The organism is Alteromonas hispanica (assembly GCF_010500915.1).
Taxonomy (GTDB): domain Bacteria; phylum Pseudomonadota; class Gammaproteobacteria; order Enterobacterales; family Alteromonadaceae; genus Alteromonas; species Alteromonas hispanica.
The window spans coordinates 24,786-44,319 of sequence record NZ_JAAAWP010000005.1 but is presented as its reverse complement, the minus strand read 5'-3'; the positions used below and the strand labels follow the sequence as shown (position 1 = coordinate 44,319).

The 19,534-nt window shown below is 44.7% G+C and carries 13 protein-coding genes; 8 read left to right on the top strand and 5 right to left on the bottom strand.

The features are described 5' to 3' along the window. Positions 1 to 439: 439 nt before the first annotated feature. Positions 440 to 976, top strand: a complete 537-nt coding sequence (locus tag GTW09_RS09405) for a hypothetical protein (RefSeq protein WP_163111838.1) — start codon at positions 440 to 442, stop codon at positions 974 to 976. Positions 977 to 995: 19 nt separating this feature from the next. Here the strand turns inward: GTW09_RS09405 and GTW09_RS09400 are convergent, their stop codons facing one another. Continuing rightward, complete coding sequence (locus tag GTW09_RS09400) at positions 996 to 1,466, bottom strand: hypothetical protein (protein WP_100970968.1); 471 nt, start codon at positions 1,464 to 1,466, stop codon at positions 996 to 998. 332 nt (positions 1,467 to 1,798) lie between these two features. After that, on the bottom strand, positions 1,799 to 2,944 hold the full coding sequence (gene metK, locus GTW09_RS09395; protein WP_163111683.1) for a methionine adenosyltransferase: 1,146 nt from the start codon (positions 2,942 to 2,944) through the stop codon (positions 1,799 to 1,801). A 396-nt stretch (positions 2,945 to 3,340) separates the two neighbouring features. Here metK and tkt point away from each other — a divergent pair, with 396 nt between their 5' ends. The 5 genes from tkt to GTW09_RS09370 all read left to right on the top strand — a co-directional run bounded on the left by tkt (position 3,341) and on the right by GTW09_RS09370 (position 11,287). Continuing rightward, positions 3,341 to 5,332 (top strand): transketolase, encoded by a 1,992-nt coding sequence (gene tkt, locus GTW09_RS09390; RefSeq protein ID WP_163111682.1) that lies wholly within the window; start codon positions 3,341 to 3,343, stop codon positions 5,330 to 5,332. Between the two features lie 17 nt (positions 5,333 to 5,349). Continuing rightward, a complete protein-coding gene (gene epd, locus GTW09_RS09385; protein ID WP_163111681.1) occupies positions 5,350 to 6,360 on the top strand; it encodes an erythrose-4-phosphate dehydrogenase in 1,011 nt (336 codons plus the stop codon). A 93-nt stretch (positions 6,361 to 6,453) separates the two neighbouring features. Beyond that, positions 6,454 to 7,629, top strand: a complete 1,176-nt coding sequence (locus GTW09_RS09380) for a phosphoglycerate kinase (protein ID WP_100970976.1) — start codon at positions 6,454 to 6,456, stop codon at positions 7,627 to 7,629. A 282-nt stretch (positions 7,630 to 7,911) separates the two neighbouring features. Further along, positions 7,912 to 8,811 carry a fructose bisphosphate aldolase gene (locus tag GTW09_RS09375; RefSeq protein ID WP_071978760.1) on the top strand — a complete coding sequence of 300 codons (900 nt, stop codon included), beginning with the start codon at positions 7,912 to 7,914 and terminating at the stop codon, positions 8,809 to 8,811. Positions 8,812 to 9,109: 298 nt separating this feature from the next. Then, positions 9,110 to 11,287: an alpha/beta hydrolase family protein gene (locus tag GTW09_RS09370; RefSeq protein ID WP_163111680.1), complete on the top strand. Its 2,178-nt coding sequence runs from the start codon at positions 9,110 to 9,112 to the stop codon at positions 11,285 to 11,287. A gap of 52 nt (positions 11,288 to 11,339) precedes the next feature. On the opposite strand, the gene ppx is transcribed toward GTW09_RS09370, so the two are convergent. From ppx to GTW09_RS09355, 3 genes are all read right to left on the bottom strand, one after another. Beyond that, on the bottom strand, positions 11,340 to 12,878 hold the full coding sequence (gene ppx / locus GTW09_RS09365) for an exopolyphosphatase (protein ID WP_163111679.1): 1,539 nt from the start codon (positions 12,876 to 12,878) through the stop codon (positions 11,340 to 11,342). A 16-nt stretch (positions 12,879 to 12,894) separates the two neighbouring features. Continuing rightward, entirely contained in the window at positions 12,895 to 14,967 is a 2,073-nt protein-coding gene (ppk1, locus tag GTW09_RS09360) for a polyphosphate kinase 1 (protein WP_163111678.1), read from the bottom strand. 113 nt (positions 14,968 to 15,080) lie between these two features. After that, positions 15,081 to 15,587, bottom strand: coding sequence for a glycine cleavage system transcriptional repressor (locus tag GTW09_RS09355; protein WP_163111677.1), 507 nt, complete (start codon positions 15,585 to 15,587; stop codon positions 15,081 to 15,083). A gap of 220 nt (positions 15,588 to 15,807) precedes the next feature. On the opposite strand from GTW09_RS09355, the gene GTW09_RS09350 reads away from it, so the two are divergent. Both GTW09_RS09350 and pstA read left to right on the top strand, forming a co-directional pair. Next, a complete protein-coding gene (locus GTW09_RS09350) occupies positions 15,808 to 17,976 on the top strand; it encodes an ABC transporter permease subunit (protein WP_163111676.1) in 2,169 nt (722 codons plus the stop codon). Continuing rightward, complete coding sequence (gene pstA / locus GTW09_RS09345; RefSeq protein WP_163111675.1) at positions 17,969 to 19,531, top strand: phosphate ABC transporter permease PstA; 1,563 nt, start codon at positions 17,969 to 17,971, stop codon at positions 19,529 to 19,531. Before GTW09_RS09350 ends, pstA begins: the two co-directional genes overlap by 8 nt. Positions 19,532 to 19,534 lie beyond the last annotated feature (3 nt).

The following is a 19,534-nucleotide window of genomic DNA, read 5'->3' as shown; positions in this document are numbered from 1 at the left end:
GAGCATGTGTTTATAAGTGTAACGAGCCTACGATATGTTGAATAGTCAGCATATTTGTCTAGTATAGCCTGAACTTACTTAAGACTTTTTATCCACCTCCATTAAACTTACTTCCACCCGTCTAACGTTTAACGTGAATATCAGCGTGCCCTCAGCTTGATAGGTTAAAGGCATTCAGTTGTTTCTCTATCAGTATAGTTGCACTAAAACGAAGATATAACAGCTAAGTGTTATTTACCAGCGAGGCTCTACTTTTAGACATTGAAAACCGTTTACAGGAAAAGTGGCATGATTCTGCTATTAAAGCTGGTATTAAGATGGAGTAAATTCGACATTGAGTGTTGGCATTTACACCTTACTGGAAAATATCGCCGAGTCAGAAAGCGAGTTCAGTATCAATTTACGATGTGATGTAAGTGATTATTCACGCGGAGAACAAGTGCAGAAAAGATGGCTCCCGTCTATTGTCGATATCGAAGCCAGTGGTTTTGGTGCGGCGAGTTACCCAATTGAAATAGGAATTGTGCGCTATGATGGTGCAAAGTGGTGCAAGTTGATCCGTCCCTACGACGCATGGATGCATTGGGATGAAAAAGCAGAAGCATTACATGGCATTACCAGAGAGATGTTGCATACACGAGGTTTAGAGCCCGCAAAAGTGTGCCAAGAACTCAACCACTTTTTGGGCAACACGGTTGTGTATAGTGATGGTTGGGTAGTAGACAATCCGTGGCTAATCAAGTTGTTCTCTGCGGCACAAATAGATATGACATTTACCTGCAGAGCTATGGAATACATTTTAAATGAAACCCAAATGTGTCTATGGCATGAAGTAAAAGATGATTTGTCGGAGCAGTGTGATACGAAACGTCACCGTGCAAGCACCGATGCTTTCCTTATACAGCAAACCTTTATTAAAACTTACGAGGCTTCTTTACATGAAAATAAGTATTTAAGAAACAGAGGACAAAAATAAAGTGCGAGATAAAAGTGCATTAGAAGAAGTAGTGAACACCAAGAGACAACCCCATATTTTCTTCTTCACCCACCTGCCTGTGCTCTAGCTCCACCGCCATATTAAGCCCCTTATTGTCGCCAAGAAGCCAGCCTAATCGCGTAAAGGTGCCAATGTCTGTGGGTAAATATAACCACTCGGCATAGTGTCGAAATGCCGTGTTGTTTGTGTTGTAGGTGGCATATACCTGTTGTGGCAATCGCGTATTAAATGTGCGCTTTGCGCTGACAAGGGTTTGCGAACCTGCAGGATAGGTAAAGCTACTGTCGTAGTAATGAGTTTCGGTAATCGAATGGGGTCTGAAGCGACTTTTAAGTTGCCAATTTGCTACCTTGGCGCTTTGAAAGTGTATTGGGCCATAGTTAGACTCTACGCTGCTTGCATAGGCGCTACTAGCGGTGAAGTAAACTCCGCATATCAGTAACAAAAGCAAGATGCGTATTGTTGTCATGTGTTCCACTTAGCCTATGAAAGTCATTGCTTTTTACAAACAACTTGTTACCACGCAGTAAGCAACGTTTTTTATTTTAATTTAGATATAGCATGTTTATTTGCAAAACGCATCATTACACAGAATGTGATTACAGAAGGCATCGTGCAAATTTTTATCAACGCTTGAAGATATGTTTAGTTTTCCATACCCACTGTTATTTTAAGCATAGACAAAAATAAGCTGAAGAAAAGTGAATGGAAATTAAACAAATACGATAATTAAAATTTTCACTAATGCAAAAAGCCTCCGACGTGGAGGCTTCTGCATTTTGAACATTACTAACGTGCTATTTAAACCGATGCTTTAAGCGCTTCAGCTTTGTCCGTCGCTTCCCAAGGGAAGGCTTCGCGGCCAAAGTGTCCATATGCCGCAGTTGCACGGTAAATTGGACGCTCTAGGTCTAACATCTTAATTAAGCCGTATGGGCGAAGGTCAAAATGCTCGCGCACTAGCGCAACCAATGTTTTCTCATCAACCACACCTGTACCAAAAGTATCGATGCTAATTGATGTAGGCTGCGCTACGCCAATAGCGTAAGAAATTTGAATTTCACAGCGCTTTGCTAGCCCAGCAGCTACGATGTTCTTTGCTACATAACGGCCTGCGTAAGCGGCGCTGCGGTCAACTTTCGATGGATCTTTACCCGAAAATGCACCACCACCGTGACGTGCCATACCGCCGTAGGTATCAACAATAATTTTACGGCCTGTAAGCCCACAGTCGCCCATTGGGCCACCAATAACAAATCGACCTGTCGGGTTAATATGGAATTGGGTGTTACCATCAACCCACTCGCTTGGAAGCACTGGTTTAATAATTTCTTCCATTACCGCCTCGCGTACGGTGTCGGTAGACACTGAGTCGCAGTGCTGAGTAGAAAGCACAACTGCGTCGATACCCACAGGCTTGTCGTTTTCATACTTAAAAGTAATCTGACTTTTCGCGTCAGGACGAAGCCAGTCTAACTTACCCGATTTACGCACCTCAGCCTGCTTTTGAACCAAGCGATGTGAATAGGTAATAGGCGCAGGCATAAGCACGTCTGTTTCGTCGCTTGCATAACCAAACATCAAACCTTGGTCGCCTGCACCTTGCTCTTCCAAGCTCTCGCGGTCTACGCCCTGATTAATATCAGGAGATTGCTTTCCAATGGCGTTAAGCACTGCACATGAATCGGCATCAAAACCCATGTCTGAATGGGTGTAACCAATTTCTTTTACGGTATTGCGAGTAATCTCTTCAATATCGACCCACGCTGAAGTGGTCACTTCACCGCCAACAAGAACCATACCTGTTTTAACATAGGTTTCGCAGGCCACGCGAGCCCGTGAATCTTGCTCTAAAATAGCGTCGAGAACCGCATCAGAAATTTGGTCAGCGATTTTATCCGGATGTCCTTCAGAGACCGATTCAGAGGTGAATAGATTCGTGGCCATATGTGCTCCGTTTGCATTTAAAATTCTAAATTTTGAGTATTGTACTAAAACAAACTACAAATACCAGTCTTTACTTCTAGACGTCTAAAAGTCTTTTTGCTATACATTGTTACGAATTCTTGACACGTTACGATCAGCTTCATTGTCTTTACTAAACTGAGAATAGTGAGTTATCAGGTACAAAATTGTGTTTTAGCGTAGTGCATTTACGTGCGTTTTGCGTAATAGACCATTTTTTGTATTTAGTTTCGCTATTGGCAATGAAAAGCCATTGAACTGTGAGGTGGCATGGGTAAGAATAACGCCACATTCAAACGTACATAAAAGTAGAGCTTAGGCCGAACGCGCGGCTTACCTCCACGCTCACTTTGATACGAATTATAATCAGGAGACAACATGCCCTCTCGTCGTGAACTTGCCAATGCCATCCGTGCATTAAGTATGGACGCTGTTCAACAAGCCAAATCAGGTCACCCAGGTGCACCTATGGGAATGGCCGATATTGCCCAGGTATTGTGGCAAGATTTTCTATCGCACAACCCAGAGAACCCTTCATGGGCAAACCGCGATCGTTTCGTGTTATCGAACGGTCACGGCTCAATGCTTTTATACTCACTGCTTCACCTCTCTGGTTATGAACTACCAATTGAAGAATTGAAGAACTTCCGCCAGCTTCATTCAAAGACGCCTGGTCACCCTGAGTATGGCTATGCACCAGGTGTTGAAACCACCACTGGCCCATTAGGCCAAGGCGTGAGTAATGCTGTGGGCATGGCGCTAGCAGAAAAAGTTCTTGCTGCACAGTTTAACCGCGAAGGTCACAACATAGTCGATCATTACACTTACGCATTTCTTGGCGATGGCTGCTTAATGGAAGGTATTTCGCACGAGACATGCTCGCTTGCCGGTACATTGGGACTAGGTAAGCTCATCGCATTTTGGGATGACAACGGCATTTCTATCGACGGTGAAGTAGAAGGTTGGTTTACTGATGACACGCCAGCACGTTTTAAAAGCTACGGCTGGGAAGTTATTGAAGGCGTAGATGGCCACGACGCAGAGCAAGTAAAAGCGGCTATTGAAAAAGCGCAAGCAAACAGCGCTCAGCCTACGCTTATTTGTTGTAAAACAACTATTGGGTTTGGGTCGCCAAATAAAGAAGGCACAGAGTCTTGTCACGGTGCACCACTAGGTGACGACGAAATTGTTGCAACCCGTGAAAAGTTAGGCTGGAAACACGGCGCGTTTGAAATTCCTGACGACATCTACGCTCAGTGGGATAATAAAGCGAAGGGCAATGAAGCAGAATCACAGTGGAACCAAGCATTTGCCGCTTATGAAGCCGCTTACCCTGAGCTTGCCGCAGAATTTAAACGTCGTGTAAACGGCGAACTGCCGGCCGATTTCAGCGAGAAAGCTGATGCAATTATTGCAGATCTTCAAGCTAACCCTCAGAACATTGCGTCTCGTAAAGCATCTCAAAATGCGCTAAATGCATTCGGTCCATTATTGCCTGAATTGCTAGGCGGCTCTGCTGACCTTGCAGGTTCTAACCTAACTATTTGGGAAGGCAGTAAAGGCGTAGAAGCGAACGATGCATCGGGTAACTACATCTACTATGGCGTACGTGAATTTGGTATGTCAGCCATGATGAACGGCATCACGCTACACGGCGGCTTCAAGGCTTACGGCGCAACATTCTTGATGTTTATGGAGTACGCTCGTAACGCAGTGCGTATGGCAGCACTGATGAAACAGCCTGCTATATTTGTGTACACGCACGATTCAATTGGTTTAGGAGAAGATGGTCCAACTCACCAGCCGGTTGAGCAAGTGGTTGCGCTTCGTTCTACACCAAACCTAGATAACTGGCGTCCTTGTGACCAAGTTGAATCTGCCGTGTCTTGGAAAGCAGCTATCGAGCGCACTGACGGGCCAACAACGCTTATCTTTACGCGTCAAGGGTTAGCTCAGCAAGAGCGTACCCAAGAGCAAGTTGCTAGCATCGCGAAAGGCGGTTACGTACTTAGCGATAGTGATGCTGCTCCAGAGATTATTCTTATTGCCACTGGCTCTGAAGTTCAACTTGCTGTGGAAGCGGCAGACAAGTTAAGAGAACAAGGTAAAGCGGTGCGCGTAGTATCAATGCCATCAACAGACGTATTCGATCGCCAGTCTAAAGACTATCGCGAGAGTGTACTGCCTTCTTCAGTGACTAAGCGCGTTGCAGTTGAAGCATTGTCGAAAGACAGCTGGTACAAATATGTTGGCCTTAATGGCGCAATTATCGGTATGGATACCTTCGGCGAATCGGCACCTGCGGGCGACTTGTTTAAACACTTTGGTATCACTACCGATGCTGTTGTAGAGACAGCGCTGTCTCTTTAAGAGGTAAATAAAAGCCAATGGTAAATATTGCCATAAATGGGTTTGGTCGAATTGGTCGTAACGTATTACGCGCACTCTACGAGAGTGGGCGTAATAGCGAGTTTAACGTTGTGGCCATTAACGACATTGCCAAGCCCGAGGGCATTGCACATTTACTCAAATACGATACCGCCCACGGGCGGTTTCGTTTCGATGTGGCCTTAGAAAATAAAACGCTGACGGTAGCCGGTGATGACATTCAGTTACTTGCTGAAGCCGACATTAGTGCTCTGCCTTGGGAAGCGCTGGGTGTAGATATTGTTCTTGAATGTACCGGCAAGTTTGACGACCGAGCCTCAGGGCAGTCTCATCTCGATGCGGGTGCGAAAAAAGTGCTGTTTTCATCTCCCGGTTCTCCTGATTTAGACAACACGGTGATTTTTGGCACCAACGAAGATACCTTAACCAGTGACCATAAATTAGTCTCTAATGGCTCGTGCACTACAAATTGTATCGTTCCGGTTATTCAGGCCCTCGATGCCGCTTTTGGGGTGGAAAGTGGCACTATTACCACTATTCATGCGTCTATGCACGACCAGCAGGTTATCGATGCCTACCATGAAGATTTGCGCAGAACCCGGGCGGCTAGCCAATCTATTATTCCAGTAGATACGCGCTTAGCGGCGGGAATTGAGCGCATTTTGCCCAAGTTTGCCGGCAAGTTCGAGGCAATAGCGGTACGAGTGCCAACCATTAATGTCACTGCTATGGACTTAAGCGTTAGCTTGAAAAGCGAGGTGTCTATTGAGCAAGTAAACCAGGCTTTACGCAATGCCAAAGACGGTCGTTTGCAGGGTATTTTAGACTACACGGAAGAGCCTCTTGTATCAGTAGATTTCAATCACGACCCACACTCGTGTATTGTAGATGGAACACAAACTCGCGTAAGCCATAAGCAATTAGTAAAAACATTGGTGTGGTGCGATAACGAATGGGGTTTTGCAAACCGAATGCTCGACACAGCTAAAGTGATGTTTGAAGCAAAATAAACCGTTTAATGCTGCCAGGGTTGGTGGCACCAACCCGCGCAGCTTTCACACGTTAATTAATGACAACATTTTTAAATTAACATAGGAAAGATGATGGCAATTCCAAGTATGAACGATATGGCCTTAAACGGTCAGCGTGTTCTCATTAGACAAGATTTAAACGTACCTGTTAAGAACGGTAAAGTAACCTCAGATGCTCGTATAAAAGCATCCATCCCCACAATTAAAGCAGCGTTAGACGCTGGTGCCGCCGTTATGGTGATGTCGCATTTAGGCCGTCCCACAGAAGGCGAGCCTGCGGAAGAATTTTCATTGCAACCTGTGGTTGATTACCTTAACGAAGCGTTGGACGTTCCAGTAAAGTTAGTTAAAGACTACCTAGACGGCGTAGAACTTGCTGAAGGTGAATTAGTTATTTTGGAAAATGTTCGCTTTAATAAAGGCGAAAAGAAAGATGATGAAACCCTTGCTAAGCAATATGCAGCGCTGTGCGATATTTTCGTAATGGATGCGTTTGGTACGGCTCACCGAGCACAAGCGTCTACCCATGGCGTAGCCAAATTCGCCACGCAAGCATGTGCAGGCCCACTATTGGCCGCTGAACTCGATGCGCTTGGCAAGGCGCTAGACAACCCTAAACGCCCAATGGTCGCGATTGTGGGTGGCTCAAAGGTATCTACCAAGCTAACCGTACTAAAAACTCTGGCTGAAAAAGTAGACCAGTTAATTGTAGGTGGCGGTATCGCAAATACCTTTATTGCTGCACAGGGTCACAATGTAGGCAAGTCTCTTGTTGAGATGGACCTAACTGAACAAGCCACGCAGTTGATGAACGACGCTCAGGCTAACGGCGGAAACATTCCCGTACCAACAGATGTAGTAGTTGGCGCAGCATTTGATGAAAATACCGAGGCCACATTAAAGCATGTGTCTGAAGTAAGCGATGAAGATATGATTTTCGATATTGGTCCAGACTCATCAAAAGCCTTAGAAAGCATTATTAAAAATGCAGGAACAATTGTGTGGAATGGCCCAGTGGGTGTATTTGAGTTTGAACAATTCAGCGCAGGTACGAAAGCCCTGTCTGAAGCAATTGCAGCAAGTGACGCATTCTCTATTGCAGGGGGCGGTGATACACTTGCAGCAGTAGATAAGTATGGGATTGCCGATAAGGTCTCTTACATATCAACTGGCGGTGGTGCATTTCTTGAGTTTCTTGAAGGAAAAACACTGCCTGCTGTAGCTATACTAGAAGAAAAAAATAAATAAGCGTTGTTGTTACCTCAAGTAAGCTGTTTAAGCCAAAGGCCCTCATTAGCTTATTTAAAGAAGTAACGAAAGAAATAGCGCATAGTATGCTACCGGTGCTTACATATACTGAAAACAGCAATAACAGTATGGTGTGTGTAAGCTCCTTTTCGGAAATAGCCTTTTTAAGGAGCCAACTTTTCCGGAAACAATATAGCCAGCTTTACAGTGACGTTTGCTGGCGAAATAACTATAAACCCTACAACTGTCGTAAAGGCAGAATAAAACAAAAGGAGTGTTGCAATGGCATCACAAGCTCAGCAATCTATGCTGGATAAACTCAACACACAGGTCGGCTTTATTGCAGCCCTAGATCAAAGTGGCGGCAGTACACCAAAAGCGTTACGCCTTTATGGCATTGAAGAGTCTGAATACAGTTCAGACGAAGAAATGTTCAACCTTGTCCATGATATGCGCACACGCATTATTACTAGCGAGCCGTTTAACGGAGTGCGTGTTCTGGGCGCTATTCTGTTTGAAAACACTCTTGATAGAGAAATTGAAGGCATGCCTACGGCGCACTACTTGTGGCAGAAAAAGCGTGTTATTCCTTTTTTGAAGGTGGACAAAGGACTGGCGGAAGAAAGTGATGGCGTGCAGGTAATGAAGCCTATGCCAGAACTCGATGCTCTGCTTGCTAAAGCGGTGGCACAAGACGTATTTGGTACAAAAATGCGCAGTGTTGTGAAGCTGGCTAATCAACAAGGTATTAAAGCAGTTGTAGAGCAGCAGTTTGAAGTAGGTAAGCAAATCTTAGCTGCAGGGCTTGTGCCTATCATAGAGCCTGAAGTTGACATTCATAGCCCAGAAAAGGCGGAAGCCGAGGCGCTGCTTAAACTTGAAATTCTTACGCAGCTTAACCTGTTAAGTGAAGGTCAAGAGGTGATGTTAAAGCTAACGTTACCTAACGAGGCAAACTTTTACAAAGAGCTAATCGACCATCCTCGCGTATTAAGAGTGGTTGCGCTTTCAGGTGGCTACAGCCGCGACGAGGCAAACGCCAAGTTAGCTGAGAACCAAGGCATGATAGCAAGCTTTTCTCGTGCATTGACTGAGGGCGTGTCTGCTAAGCAGTCTGAAGAAGAGTTTGAAGCAACACTAGATACTGCTATTGAAGGTATATATCAGGCGTCAAAGTCTTAGTTTAAGGCAGCGTGAGCGCTTTACACTTGCGTTAGCATTAAAAACGTATACAAGAGAAGGAGAGCAGCGCTCTCCTTTTTTATGTCTGCGTTAAACGTTGCTCCATATTTGTGACAACATTTAAAAGCTCTCAAACATATATAACAAATAGCATCTTCTCTTTGAGGTACGTACGTTTTATCTATTAAATAGCGTCAATCGCCGCATATTGGCAAATGCGTTCTCGTCAGCAAGTTGGATTACGCTAGTATAAAACGTTTACAGACCTATAAATTCGAACAACAAGAAAAGGGCGAAGATGACATATTACGACTTCCTGATACATCGCAAAAAAAGCATAAAACCAACGAGAAAAAGCCGTGTTGTAGTGGCGTTACTCGGTTCTCTATTCGTAAGTAGTAGCTTTGCAGTAAAAGCAACAAGCCACAGTGATAATGCCAGTGCTACAACAAATATATCTGCAGCAAAAAATGCCCATCACTTTGCGTCGGAAGATATTTTTAACTTGGAGTATGTAAGTGAAGTGCAGGTGTCGCCCAATGGTGAGGAGGTGGCTTATGTACGACGTTCTAACGATATTATGTCAGACAGCACTCGTTCAAATATATGGGTAGCAACTGTCGACGGGCGTAGTCATCGCCCTTTGCTTTCAGCGAGTCATAACTTTTATTCTCCCCGCTGGTCACCAGACGGCAAACGTTTGGCATATTTATCGAACGAAAATGGAAAGCCTCAGCTTTATATTCGTTGGATGGACACCGGCCAGACCGCACTAGTTACCAATGTTACTTCTTCGCCTAGTTCCATTACGTGGTCACCAGATGGTAAATATATTGCTTTTACTATGAGTGTTGATGCAAATGAAAAGCCATTAAGCGTTAAGATGCCTAAAAAGCCAAAGGGGGCTAAATGGTCGCCAGGCTTTGAGTATATTACGAAAGCTCGATATCAGGCAGATGGAAAAGGCATACTAGAGCCAGCTTACACGCACATATTTGTTGTACCCACCGATGGTGGCACAGCAAGGCAATTAACTTCTGGTAATTATCATCACAGGGGGAGTTTAAGCTTTTCACCCGATGCAGAGAAAATTTACTTTTCGGCAAATAGAAATGACAACTGGGAATACGAACCAGTTGAGGCAGATATCTACACAGTAGATATGAGTGGCAATATAGAGCAAGTCACCAATTTTAAAGGCCGTGAAGTATCACCCGTTGTGTCACCAAACGGAAAGTATGTGGCTTACGAACGTCGAAGCGATGAAAAAGTGATGTACAAAAATAGCTATTTGTACGTAATGAACGTAGACGGAAGCGACCATAAAAACCTTACCGAAGATGTAGATAACTCGGTCAGCAATATTCAATGGAAAGATAACAAAACCTTATACTTTCAGCAGTCTGTTCGCGGGCTGGCGCAAGTGAACAGTGTAACCTTAAGCGGTAAAATAAAAACGAAAGCAAAAGGACTTGGTGGAACTACCCTAGGGCGTCCCTATGTATTTGCTACCTATCACGCCTCCGACGATGTAGTTGCATACACAAAAGGAGCTACAGACAGACCCGCCGACTTGTATGTATCTTACAAAAAGGAGCGACAGCTCACTTACCTTAATGAAGATGTGTTAGAACATAAACAGTTAGGTGAAGTAAAAGAAATTGTTTACAACTCCTCAATTGACGGCGAGGAAATACAGGGCTGGTATATTCTTCCGCCAGATTACGATAGCAGTAAAACTTATCCGCTTATTCTAGAAATTCACGGTGGACCAAACTTAGCGTATGGCCCGGTATTTACAGCAGAGCTACAAAGAATGGCGGCAGAAGGCTATGTTGTTTTTTATGATAATCATCGCGGAAGTACGGGGTATGGCGAACGTTTTGCCTTGCTGTTACAAGGGAAATACAGCTCGAAGTACGACTTTGCCGATCACATGTCGGGTGTTGATGCGCTTATTGAAAAAGGAATTGCCGACCCAGAGCGCCTATATATAACAGGTGGTTCAGCAGGTGGAATCGCATCGGCTTATGCAATTGGACTCACCGACAGATTTAAAGCTGCAGTAGTGGCAAAGCCTGTTATTAATTGGCTATCGAAAGTACTTACTGCTGACTCGGGGCTATATCAAATACCTTTTCAGTTTCCTGGCAAGCCTTGGGACAATGTAGAGCATTATTGGAAACGCTCACCACTGTCGCTAGTTGGCAATGTTACAACCCCTACAATGCTTATTACCGGGGTGAACGATAAACGTACGCCCATGTCTGAAACTGAGCAGTTTTACCAAGCGCTTAAAATTCAGAAAGTCGATACGGTACTAGTAAAGGTACCTGAATCGTCTCATGGCATTGCCGCAAAACCGTCGCGAATGATTGGCAAGGTAGAAAATATATTAGCGTGGTTTAAAAAGTATGACCAAAATCATACCCAACCGGCCGAATCTGAAAAGACCGTAAACGGCGGCGTTGAATAAGCGCAAGGAACGCAAATAATAGTGACGTGGCTAGCAGATGCTAGCCACCGCTTTAGTTTTCTACGCCAATATTTAGCTCTAAATCTAGCGCCTTCCAATGCTGGCTCTCACTGGCTAAATCAGCAGATAAAATGGGTTTTTCCTCTAACCATCCTTTCGGGAAGTTAAGCGTAAGCTCAGAATGTGAGACCTGAAAGTCTATTTCCGGCAAAAATTGCTCTTGCCTTTTAAGGTTAAGAAGTACACCTAATCTCAGTAACGCTATTAAGCGTTTAACCGCGTTATTATCAAAAAGGTTGAAACTTGGCAGGTCGCTAATGCGTATTTTCTTGCGATGAAAGCGCACCAGGGTGGCCAACAAAAGCTGTTGCTCTTGAGTAAAACCGGGCATATCAACGTTAGCGAGAATATAAGCACTGTGGCGCTGTACGCCACGAGAGTTAATTTGTATGCCTACCTCGTGAAGAAGCGCGGCCCAACCAAGCATATTTTTAAAGTCTTGGCCTTTTAATTTCCACGCTTTTTCCACTTCGCTCAATAGCATTAACGATGTGTTGAGCACCATAGTCGCCTGCGAGGTATCTACATCGTAACGGGTAGCTAAGCTGCTCGCGGTTCTACCGCGAATATCGGCGTGGTGCAGTTCATCTTCCATTTGATAAAGCACACCTTCGCGCAGTGCCGCAGGGGAATACACTAAAGCATCTATTTTTAATGCTTTGAAAACCGCAATTAAAATAGCGATACCGCCAGCGATGACTATACGACGATCGTCACTTAAGTTAGGGAAATCGAGCTTTTCAACGTGCTTTGCCTCAATGAATTGTTCCATCAAGCTTTGCAGTCGTTTTAGCGTAACCGGCACATCGTGCTCATTGGTTCTGTCGCGCTGGCATAACGTAAACAGCGAGCGGATAGTGCCTGATGTACCAATACACTGCACCCACCCTAATTTACGATATTTAGCGTCAATCATCTCCAGTTCTTGAGCGGCGGCGGTGATCGCTTTGTTAAACGCGCTCCGTTTAAGTTCTCCTGTTGAAAAGAACCTTTGTGTGTAGCTTACGCATCCCATTTGTAAACTGCGGCAAAGCAACGGGGTGAAGCCTTTTCCAATAACAAACTCGGTAGAGCCGCCACCGATATCTACAACCAGTTGCTGTCCATCGGCATGATTAGTGTGCGCAACACCTGAGTAAATTAAGCGAGCTTCTTCTACGCCGGAGATAACCTCGATAGGATAGGGAAGCACCTCTTTTGCCGCTTTAATAAAGTGCCTGGCATTACGCGCTTTGCGCAGCGTATGGGTAGCAACAATACGCACCGAGTCAGGTTCGAAGCCTTTTAAGCTTTCAGCAATCACTTTAAGCATGGAGAGGCCACGGGCAATGGCCTCGTCAGATAAAATATCATCATCGTCGAGCCCGTCGGCCAGCCTTACTTTTTGCTTCACTCGATGAAGAATTTGAACAGAATCGGCCACAATTCTCGCCACCACCAGGTGAAAACTGTTTGAGCCAATATCTAAAGCGGCTACTTTGCTAACTTCACGGGACGTTACACCGTCAAAGATGGATTCATGCTCGGTCATTAATGTTTACGTTATCCTAAAGGTCAGCTTCAAGTTGTTTAAGGTAGTTATATATTTCCACTTGAGAGCGCACTTTTTTGCGATTCCCTCTTGGAACGTACTGGTTGGTTTGCTCTGTGTCAATGACCCGTGCTTTCAAGGTGTCGTTAAACTGAAGCTCCATTATGTCAACAATGCGCTGCTGAAGTTCGCGGTCATACACCGGGCAACCTACTTCAATTCGGTTATCCATATTTCGTGTCATCCAGTCAGCAGAAGAAATAAATACTTTTCTGTCCCCGCCACCTTCAAAAATCATAACTCTGGGGTGCTCTAAAAATCTGTCGACAATAGAGATAATTTCGATGTTATCGCTAACCCCTTTAATGCCGGGGTTTAGCGAACACATACCGCGAACAATACCGCGAATTTTCACACCCGACTGGCTAGCGCGATATAAATCATCAATAAGCTCTTTATCAACGAGGTTATTAATTTTGAAGGTTATTTGCGCGTTCTGCCCTTGGTTTAAATGCTGGATCTCTTGTCTTATAAGTGACTGAATTTTAGTCCTCGAGTTAAGCGGCGAGATCTGCAGGTGCTGAAACTTATAACGGCGGTATGGGTATTGAATAAGATCAAATACAGCCACGCCTTCATCCGCAAGTTCTTGGTTGCGGGTAAACAAGCTATAGTCGGTATATATCTTTGCGGTTTTTTCGTTGAAGTTACCGGTACCAAAGTGGGCATAGTGAATTAAGCTACCGCGTTCCTCTCGGCTTACGATGCAAAGCTTAGAGTGTATTTTTAGTGTTGGTACGCCCAGTACAACCCGGATCCCCGCTTCGGTCATTCGTTTCGACCACTCTATATTCGCCTCTTCGTCAAATCGGGCACGTATTTCTACCACTACTGTCACTTTTTTACCGTTATCCACAGCATCAATGAGTGAGTTGATGATGCGCGAGTTACTGGCCACGCGGTAAATGTTAATACGTATTGTGCGAACATTAGGGTCGAAAGCTGCCTGACGTAAAAACTCAGTAAAATGCAAAAACCGATGATAGGGGTAGTGCAGCAAAATATCGTTTGCGGATATCGCATCAAACACAGTGTTGTGTTTAGAAAACGCCTTGCTATCAATAGCCGGCAGCGGAGTATGTTCTAAGTATTCGCGACCTACATTGGGGAAGCCGATAAAGTCTTTAAAATTACGATAGTGCCCGGCAGCATGCATGGTATCAAGCTTTGTAATTTTTAAGCGCTTGCGCAAGTCCTGCATCATGTCATCAGGCATATCGGTGTCGTAAATAACGCGAACCGGTTCTGCAATGAGGCGCTGCTTCATGCTTTCTGACATTTTTTCTACGTAGCTTTCGTCTATCTCATCGTTAATGGAATATTCTGCATCTCGCGTCATTTTGAATGAGAAAGACTCAAGTTCATCGTATTTAATAAAGCCGCGGAAAATATCCTCAAGACAAAGCTGAATCATGTCGTCTAGCATAATAATATGCTTTTTCTTCTTGCTCTTTTCAGGCGGTATGAGCATGAAGCGTGACATTTCGGTAGTGGGAACTTGGATAACCGCATATCGCGTGCTTCGCTCTTTACGTCTAAGCGCTACGTAAAGATATACAGATGTGCCGTTGAGCCGCTTCAACAGGTCAGTTTTCTTATCAATAATAATGGGCGCGATATGTCGCAAAACTTTGTTGATAAAGAAGTTACGTACCCACTGTTGCTGATAGTCGTTTAAGTCGTTTTTGCGCAAAATATAGATATTATAGCGAGCCAGTTCTGTCACTACGTCTTTGTGAATTTCATCGAACTTCTCAGAAAGCTGTACCACTTTCTGTTGAATTTGGGCCATCAGCTTTATCTGACGCTCTGCTTCTTCTTCATTACCGTCATTTTGCGCTATGGTAATTTGTCGCTTAACGCCCGCTGCCCGTACGCGGTAAAACTCATCTAAGTTGTTTGAGTAAATACCTAAAAAGCGTATGCGCTCTACCGCGGGGGTGTTTTTATCGGCAGCTTCTTGTAACACTCGCTCGTTAAATGCTAACCAACTTAGCTCTGCGGGATAATATAAAACGTTGCTATCCATAATCTCTCAATCACATGTACAAAAATGGTCAAAGGCTGTCATTAGTGAGTGACATTTTGATGACAAACTGCCTCTTATCCTTATGTAAGGAGTCTACTTGCCCTTTGGCGACATTAGCGGGTTGTGGTGATGTCTACAACCAAGTCATTTGCTAGTGCTTCTAACGCATCTTGTAAAGCGCCATCGTCGAATCCTTCGGGCACCGCAATTTCTGCTTTTGCTTTAAACATTAAGCTGCCCCAGTTAGGCGCACTTTCGCAGTGTGAGGCAAAGGTAAGTATATTGAGGTTGAACTGATTCAATACCGACGTCAGTTCTTGAACTATGCCGGGTTTATCATTGCCTATAACATCTACCGTACATTTTACGTGATTGTCTCCCTGAGAACTTGCTGCCGCTACATGTTGAACAGTGATATCTGGAAGGGCCTCAATAGCGTCGATCAGCGGCTGTTTTTCTTCAGAGTTTACGTGCACTTCGACAAAACCAGTGAACATGCCCGCCATATGTGCAAAGCTAGAGCCTAACCAGTTACCCTTGTGGGTATAAATACACTTAGCTAATGCATCGACTAATCCGGGTTTGTCTTTGCCCATGATATTGATGACTATTGATTGCATGTAAAGCTCCTTAATGACTGGCTGAGAAATACTTTGAACGTGTTCTCACAGGGTAATACCATACCGAAAAGCAGATTTGGTAATAGATTTGGTAGCATAGGCTACGCGCGAAATTTTCACTTGCTATTAGCATAACAAAACTTACACTGCTCACCAGTGCAATTTACTCCAAATTCGTTGTTATAGATGGGTTTGTACACATAAAACACTAAAAAGAATAATGACTTTTAACAGCGACAGCATAAATAAGAGACGCCAGCGGACCGACACAAGGTCTCGCATTCTCGTGACCGGCTTTGGTGGTCTTGTATTGCTGACACTGGTTATTCTTGTTTCTCACCTTCTCAGTCAAGCCTTGCCGCTTACCTATACCCCTACGCTAGAAAAAGTGTCAACGGTGTCAGTGGCAAATGACGAAGTCATTATTAGTACAGGCGATATATTCAATGGCCAGCCCCTACTGGTTCAAAAACACAATTGCCAAATTGGCCTTAAAGTGCTTTCTAGAAGTGCGCTGCGCAATACCCAAGACTATACAAAGCCATGTTCGCACACCTTGTCGTCGCAGACCGTAATGGGCGAAGATTACATTGTAGATATTTCAGCCGCCGGACAAGTGCGAATTATTCCGGTGCGAACCTATTCTGCCAATAGACTTCTTGGAAAAGGCGTGATGCAGAGCGGGCCATCAAGTGCATTAACATTTGCGCTACCCAAAAAGCTCTGGCGTAAAAACGATGGATGGGGCATGAGCATGTCTACGCAATGGATTGCAGCGAAAATTGAAAATGAGGGAAGCGTTTTTGTGCGCTGGGTAAATCGAAAAACACCCACCAAAGTAATTGATAAGCAGTTTATTGATGTAGATAACGTAACGCTGCTGCCCGGTAGTGAAAGCATGATCTTACACAAGGGAGATAAGTTCTTTCTGCATAGGCTGACCGATAATGAAACTGCGCCAAGTGCAATGATTACCGGTATTCCCTATCAAAACAACCAAACTTTCATATTCCCGCTAGCAAAACAGCGCACGTTTTATTTACAAAACAGCGAAACCAACACGCTCAGTCGCTGGGTACTTAGCAAAACCCAAGCTGGCTTGGTGTTTCAGGATACCTACAGTGTTGCACTAGAAAACAATGAATACACTTATGATGTGGCCGAACATGCCAGTATGAACATTGTTGCGGTGCTGACCAGTAAGGAAAAAATTCTGCTGCTTAATCGCATAACCGGAGAAGTTATTCGCTCTTATAAAAGTGATGAAACGGTGTCGGATATTGCATGGCATGGCGATACACTAATAGGGCGAGGCGACAATCGTATTGTCGCGTGGCAAGGAAAGTATTTAAGCGGAATTACAACATGGTCGTCGTTGTTTGAACCGCAACAGTATGAGGGGTACGACTCCCAGGCGACCGTATGGCAAACTACCAGCGCGTCCGACTATCAAGAGGCAAAATTTAGCTTAACGCCCTTAATTATTGGCAGTATGAAAGCGTCATTATTGGCATTGGCTATTGCAATTCCCGTTGCCATTGGCGCAGCCATTTATACTGCTTATTTTGCTAAAGCCAGACTTCGACACTTGATTAAACCTGCCATTGAGATGTTGGAAGCGATCCCAAGCGTGCTCATTGGCTTTATCGCCGCTATTTGGTTATCGCCTAAGGCAGAGCAGTTTTTATTCTCAGTCGCTTTTTTCATTATTTTTGTGCCTATTGCGCTGATTATAGTTGCACTGTTCCAGCGAAGAGTGGCTGAATACCTTCCGAAGCGCCTGCGTCATGGCAGCGAGTTAGTAAGTGCATTGGTGGGTACATTATTTTTAGGATTTATCAGCGTTGAGTTTGCCCCCGAGTTTATTTTCTCTCTTATGGGTGTGGATGGGTTTGCGTTGTTAGCGTCTGAATCCAACAGCCCTATTGGCAAGACGACTATTGTGGTAGCAATTGCATTGGGTATTGCTATTTCGCCAACCATTTATTCACTGGCTGAAGACGCCATAAACGGCGTGCCAGACGATTTAAAAAATGCGTCGTTTGCCTTAGGTGCTACAAGACTACAAACCTTAATACATGTTGTGCTACATGTGGCGTTACCGGGCATTATTGCTGCCATTATGTTAGGGTTTGGCCGTGCTTTTGGTGAAACTATGATTGTACTTATGGTGACGGGTAATACTCCCATTTCCAGCTGGGGGCTTATTGAGGGCTTGCGGGCACTTACGGCGAACCTGGCCATAGAGCTGCCTGAGGCTGACGTGTCTTCAGCGCACTATCAAATTCTCTTTTTTACCGCCTGTATTCTGTTCGCATTTACGTTTGTGGTAAACACCGTAGCCGAGGTGATGCGTCAAAGGCTAGGAACGAGGAAAAAGTATGGTTAAGCCGTCTTTCTCGGGTTTGAACGCAGTTCAGCGTCAATCACTCGTTATTAGTTTAACTGCCTTTTTTACAGGTATATTGCTCATTGCTTTAGTGAGTGTGCTTGTTCTGATAACTGCTCGCGGCGGCGCCTATTTCTGGCCAGAGCCCATTTTTGCAGTATCGATAAAGTCTGATAACGCCCAGCAGTCTAAAACTCTGCTAGCGAATGTGTTTGATGACGATGCACAGCAGGAAGTAAGGCTTAAATACGCAGACGCTGGTAACCCTTACGGCACACAACTACTTGTTGAGCGAGAAAGCGTAGAAAGCTTGTCTGTTGCTCTGGACAGTGCGCAAATAAAGTTGAATGACGGCAGGCAGGTACTTGCTATACCCGATCATGTTATCACCCCAGAGGGGACAAACAATCAGCTGTCAGAGCTGACACGAGTTATGCAGAAAGTAGCACTTCTTTCTGAGAAAATTACCACGCTGAATACACAATTTCTTGCCCCTATTCATGAGGCGCTGTCTCGCTTTGACAATCGAGACGTAGCTGCAGATGCGCCTGCACGAGAAAAACGGGTTGCTGAATTCAATCAGTATCAACAGCAAGTGCTAAACCTTGAACGTCAACGAGAGCAATATCGCCTGGCGGTTAAATTTGCTGATGGGCAATCATTTATCATTCCGGTTTCTAATATTCAAAGTGTCGACTTTGTTGGCCGTTTATCGCTGCTTGAAAAATGGCAGGTTGCCATTAGTGAAGTCATCATTTTTTTAACCGAATCACCTAAGCAGGCGAATACCTCAGGAGGCGTGTTTCCTGCGTTATTTGGAACAGTGCTGATGGTATTTATTATGACCATTATCGTAACGCCCTTTGGTGTGCTAGCGGCAATCTATTTAAGTGAGTACGCTCCCAACACAGCATTGACCACAGTCATCAGGGTAAGCGTAAGCAATATGGCGGGGGTGCCATCCATTGTTTATGGGGTATTTGGTCTCGGCTTTTTTGTATATACCTTGGGTGGCAGTATAGATAGCCTCTTATTTAGCGATACCCTCCCATCTCCTACTATGGGAAGCCCGGGAATATTTTGGGCCGCACTCACCATGGCCATACTCACACTGCCGGTGGTTATTGTCGCTACCGAAGAGGGCCTACGGCGAGTGCCTGAGGGGCTAAAAGCGGGCAGTTATGCTTTAGGCGCCACCAAAATTGAAACAATCGTGCGCACTGTTTTGCCCATAGCGTCGCCGGGGATTATGACCGGTGTAATACTTGCCATTGCCCGAGCTGCTGGTGAAGTTGCTCCTTTAATGTTGGTTGGTGCGGTGAAGTTTGCGCCCGCACTGCCTATTGATGGAGAGTTTCCTTTTTTACACCTAGACCGCCAGTTTATGCATTTAGGCGTGTTAATTTATGACAGTGCATTTCATAGCCAGACCGATGCGAAAAGTGCCTCTATGATGTTTGCTGCATGTTTATTATTGCTGGTAGTCGTATTCGTTCTTAATATTCTGGCCGTGTTATTAAGAACGCGCTTGCGCAAACGCTATTTAGAAGGGTAAATG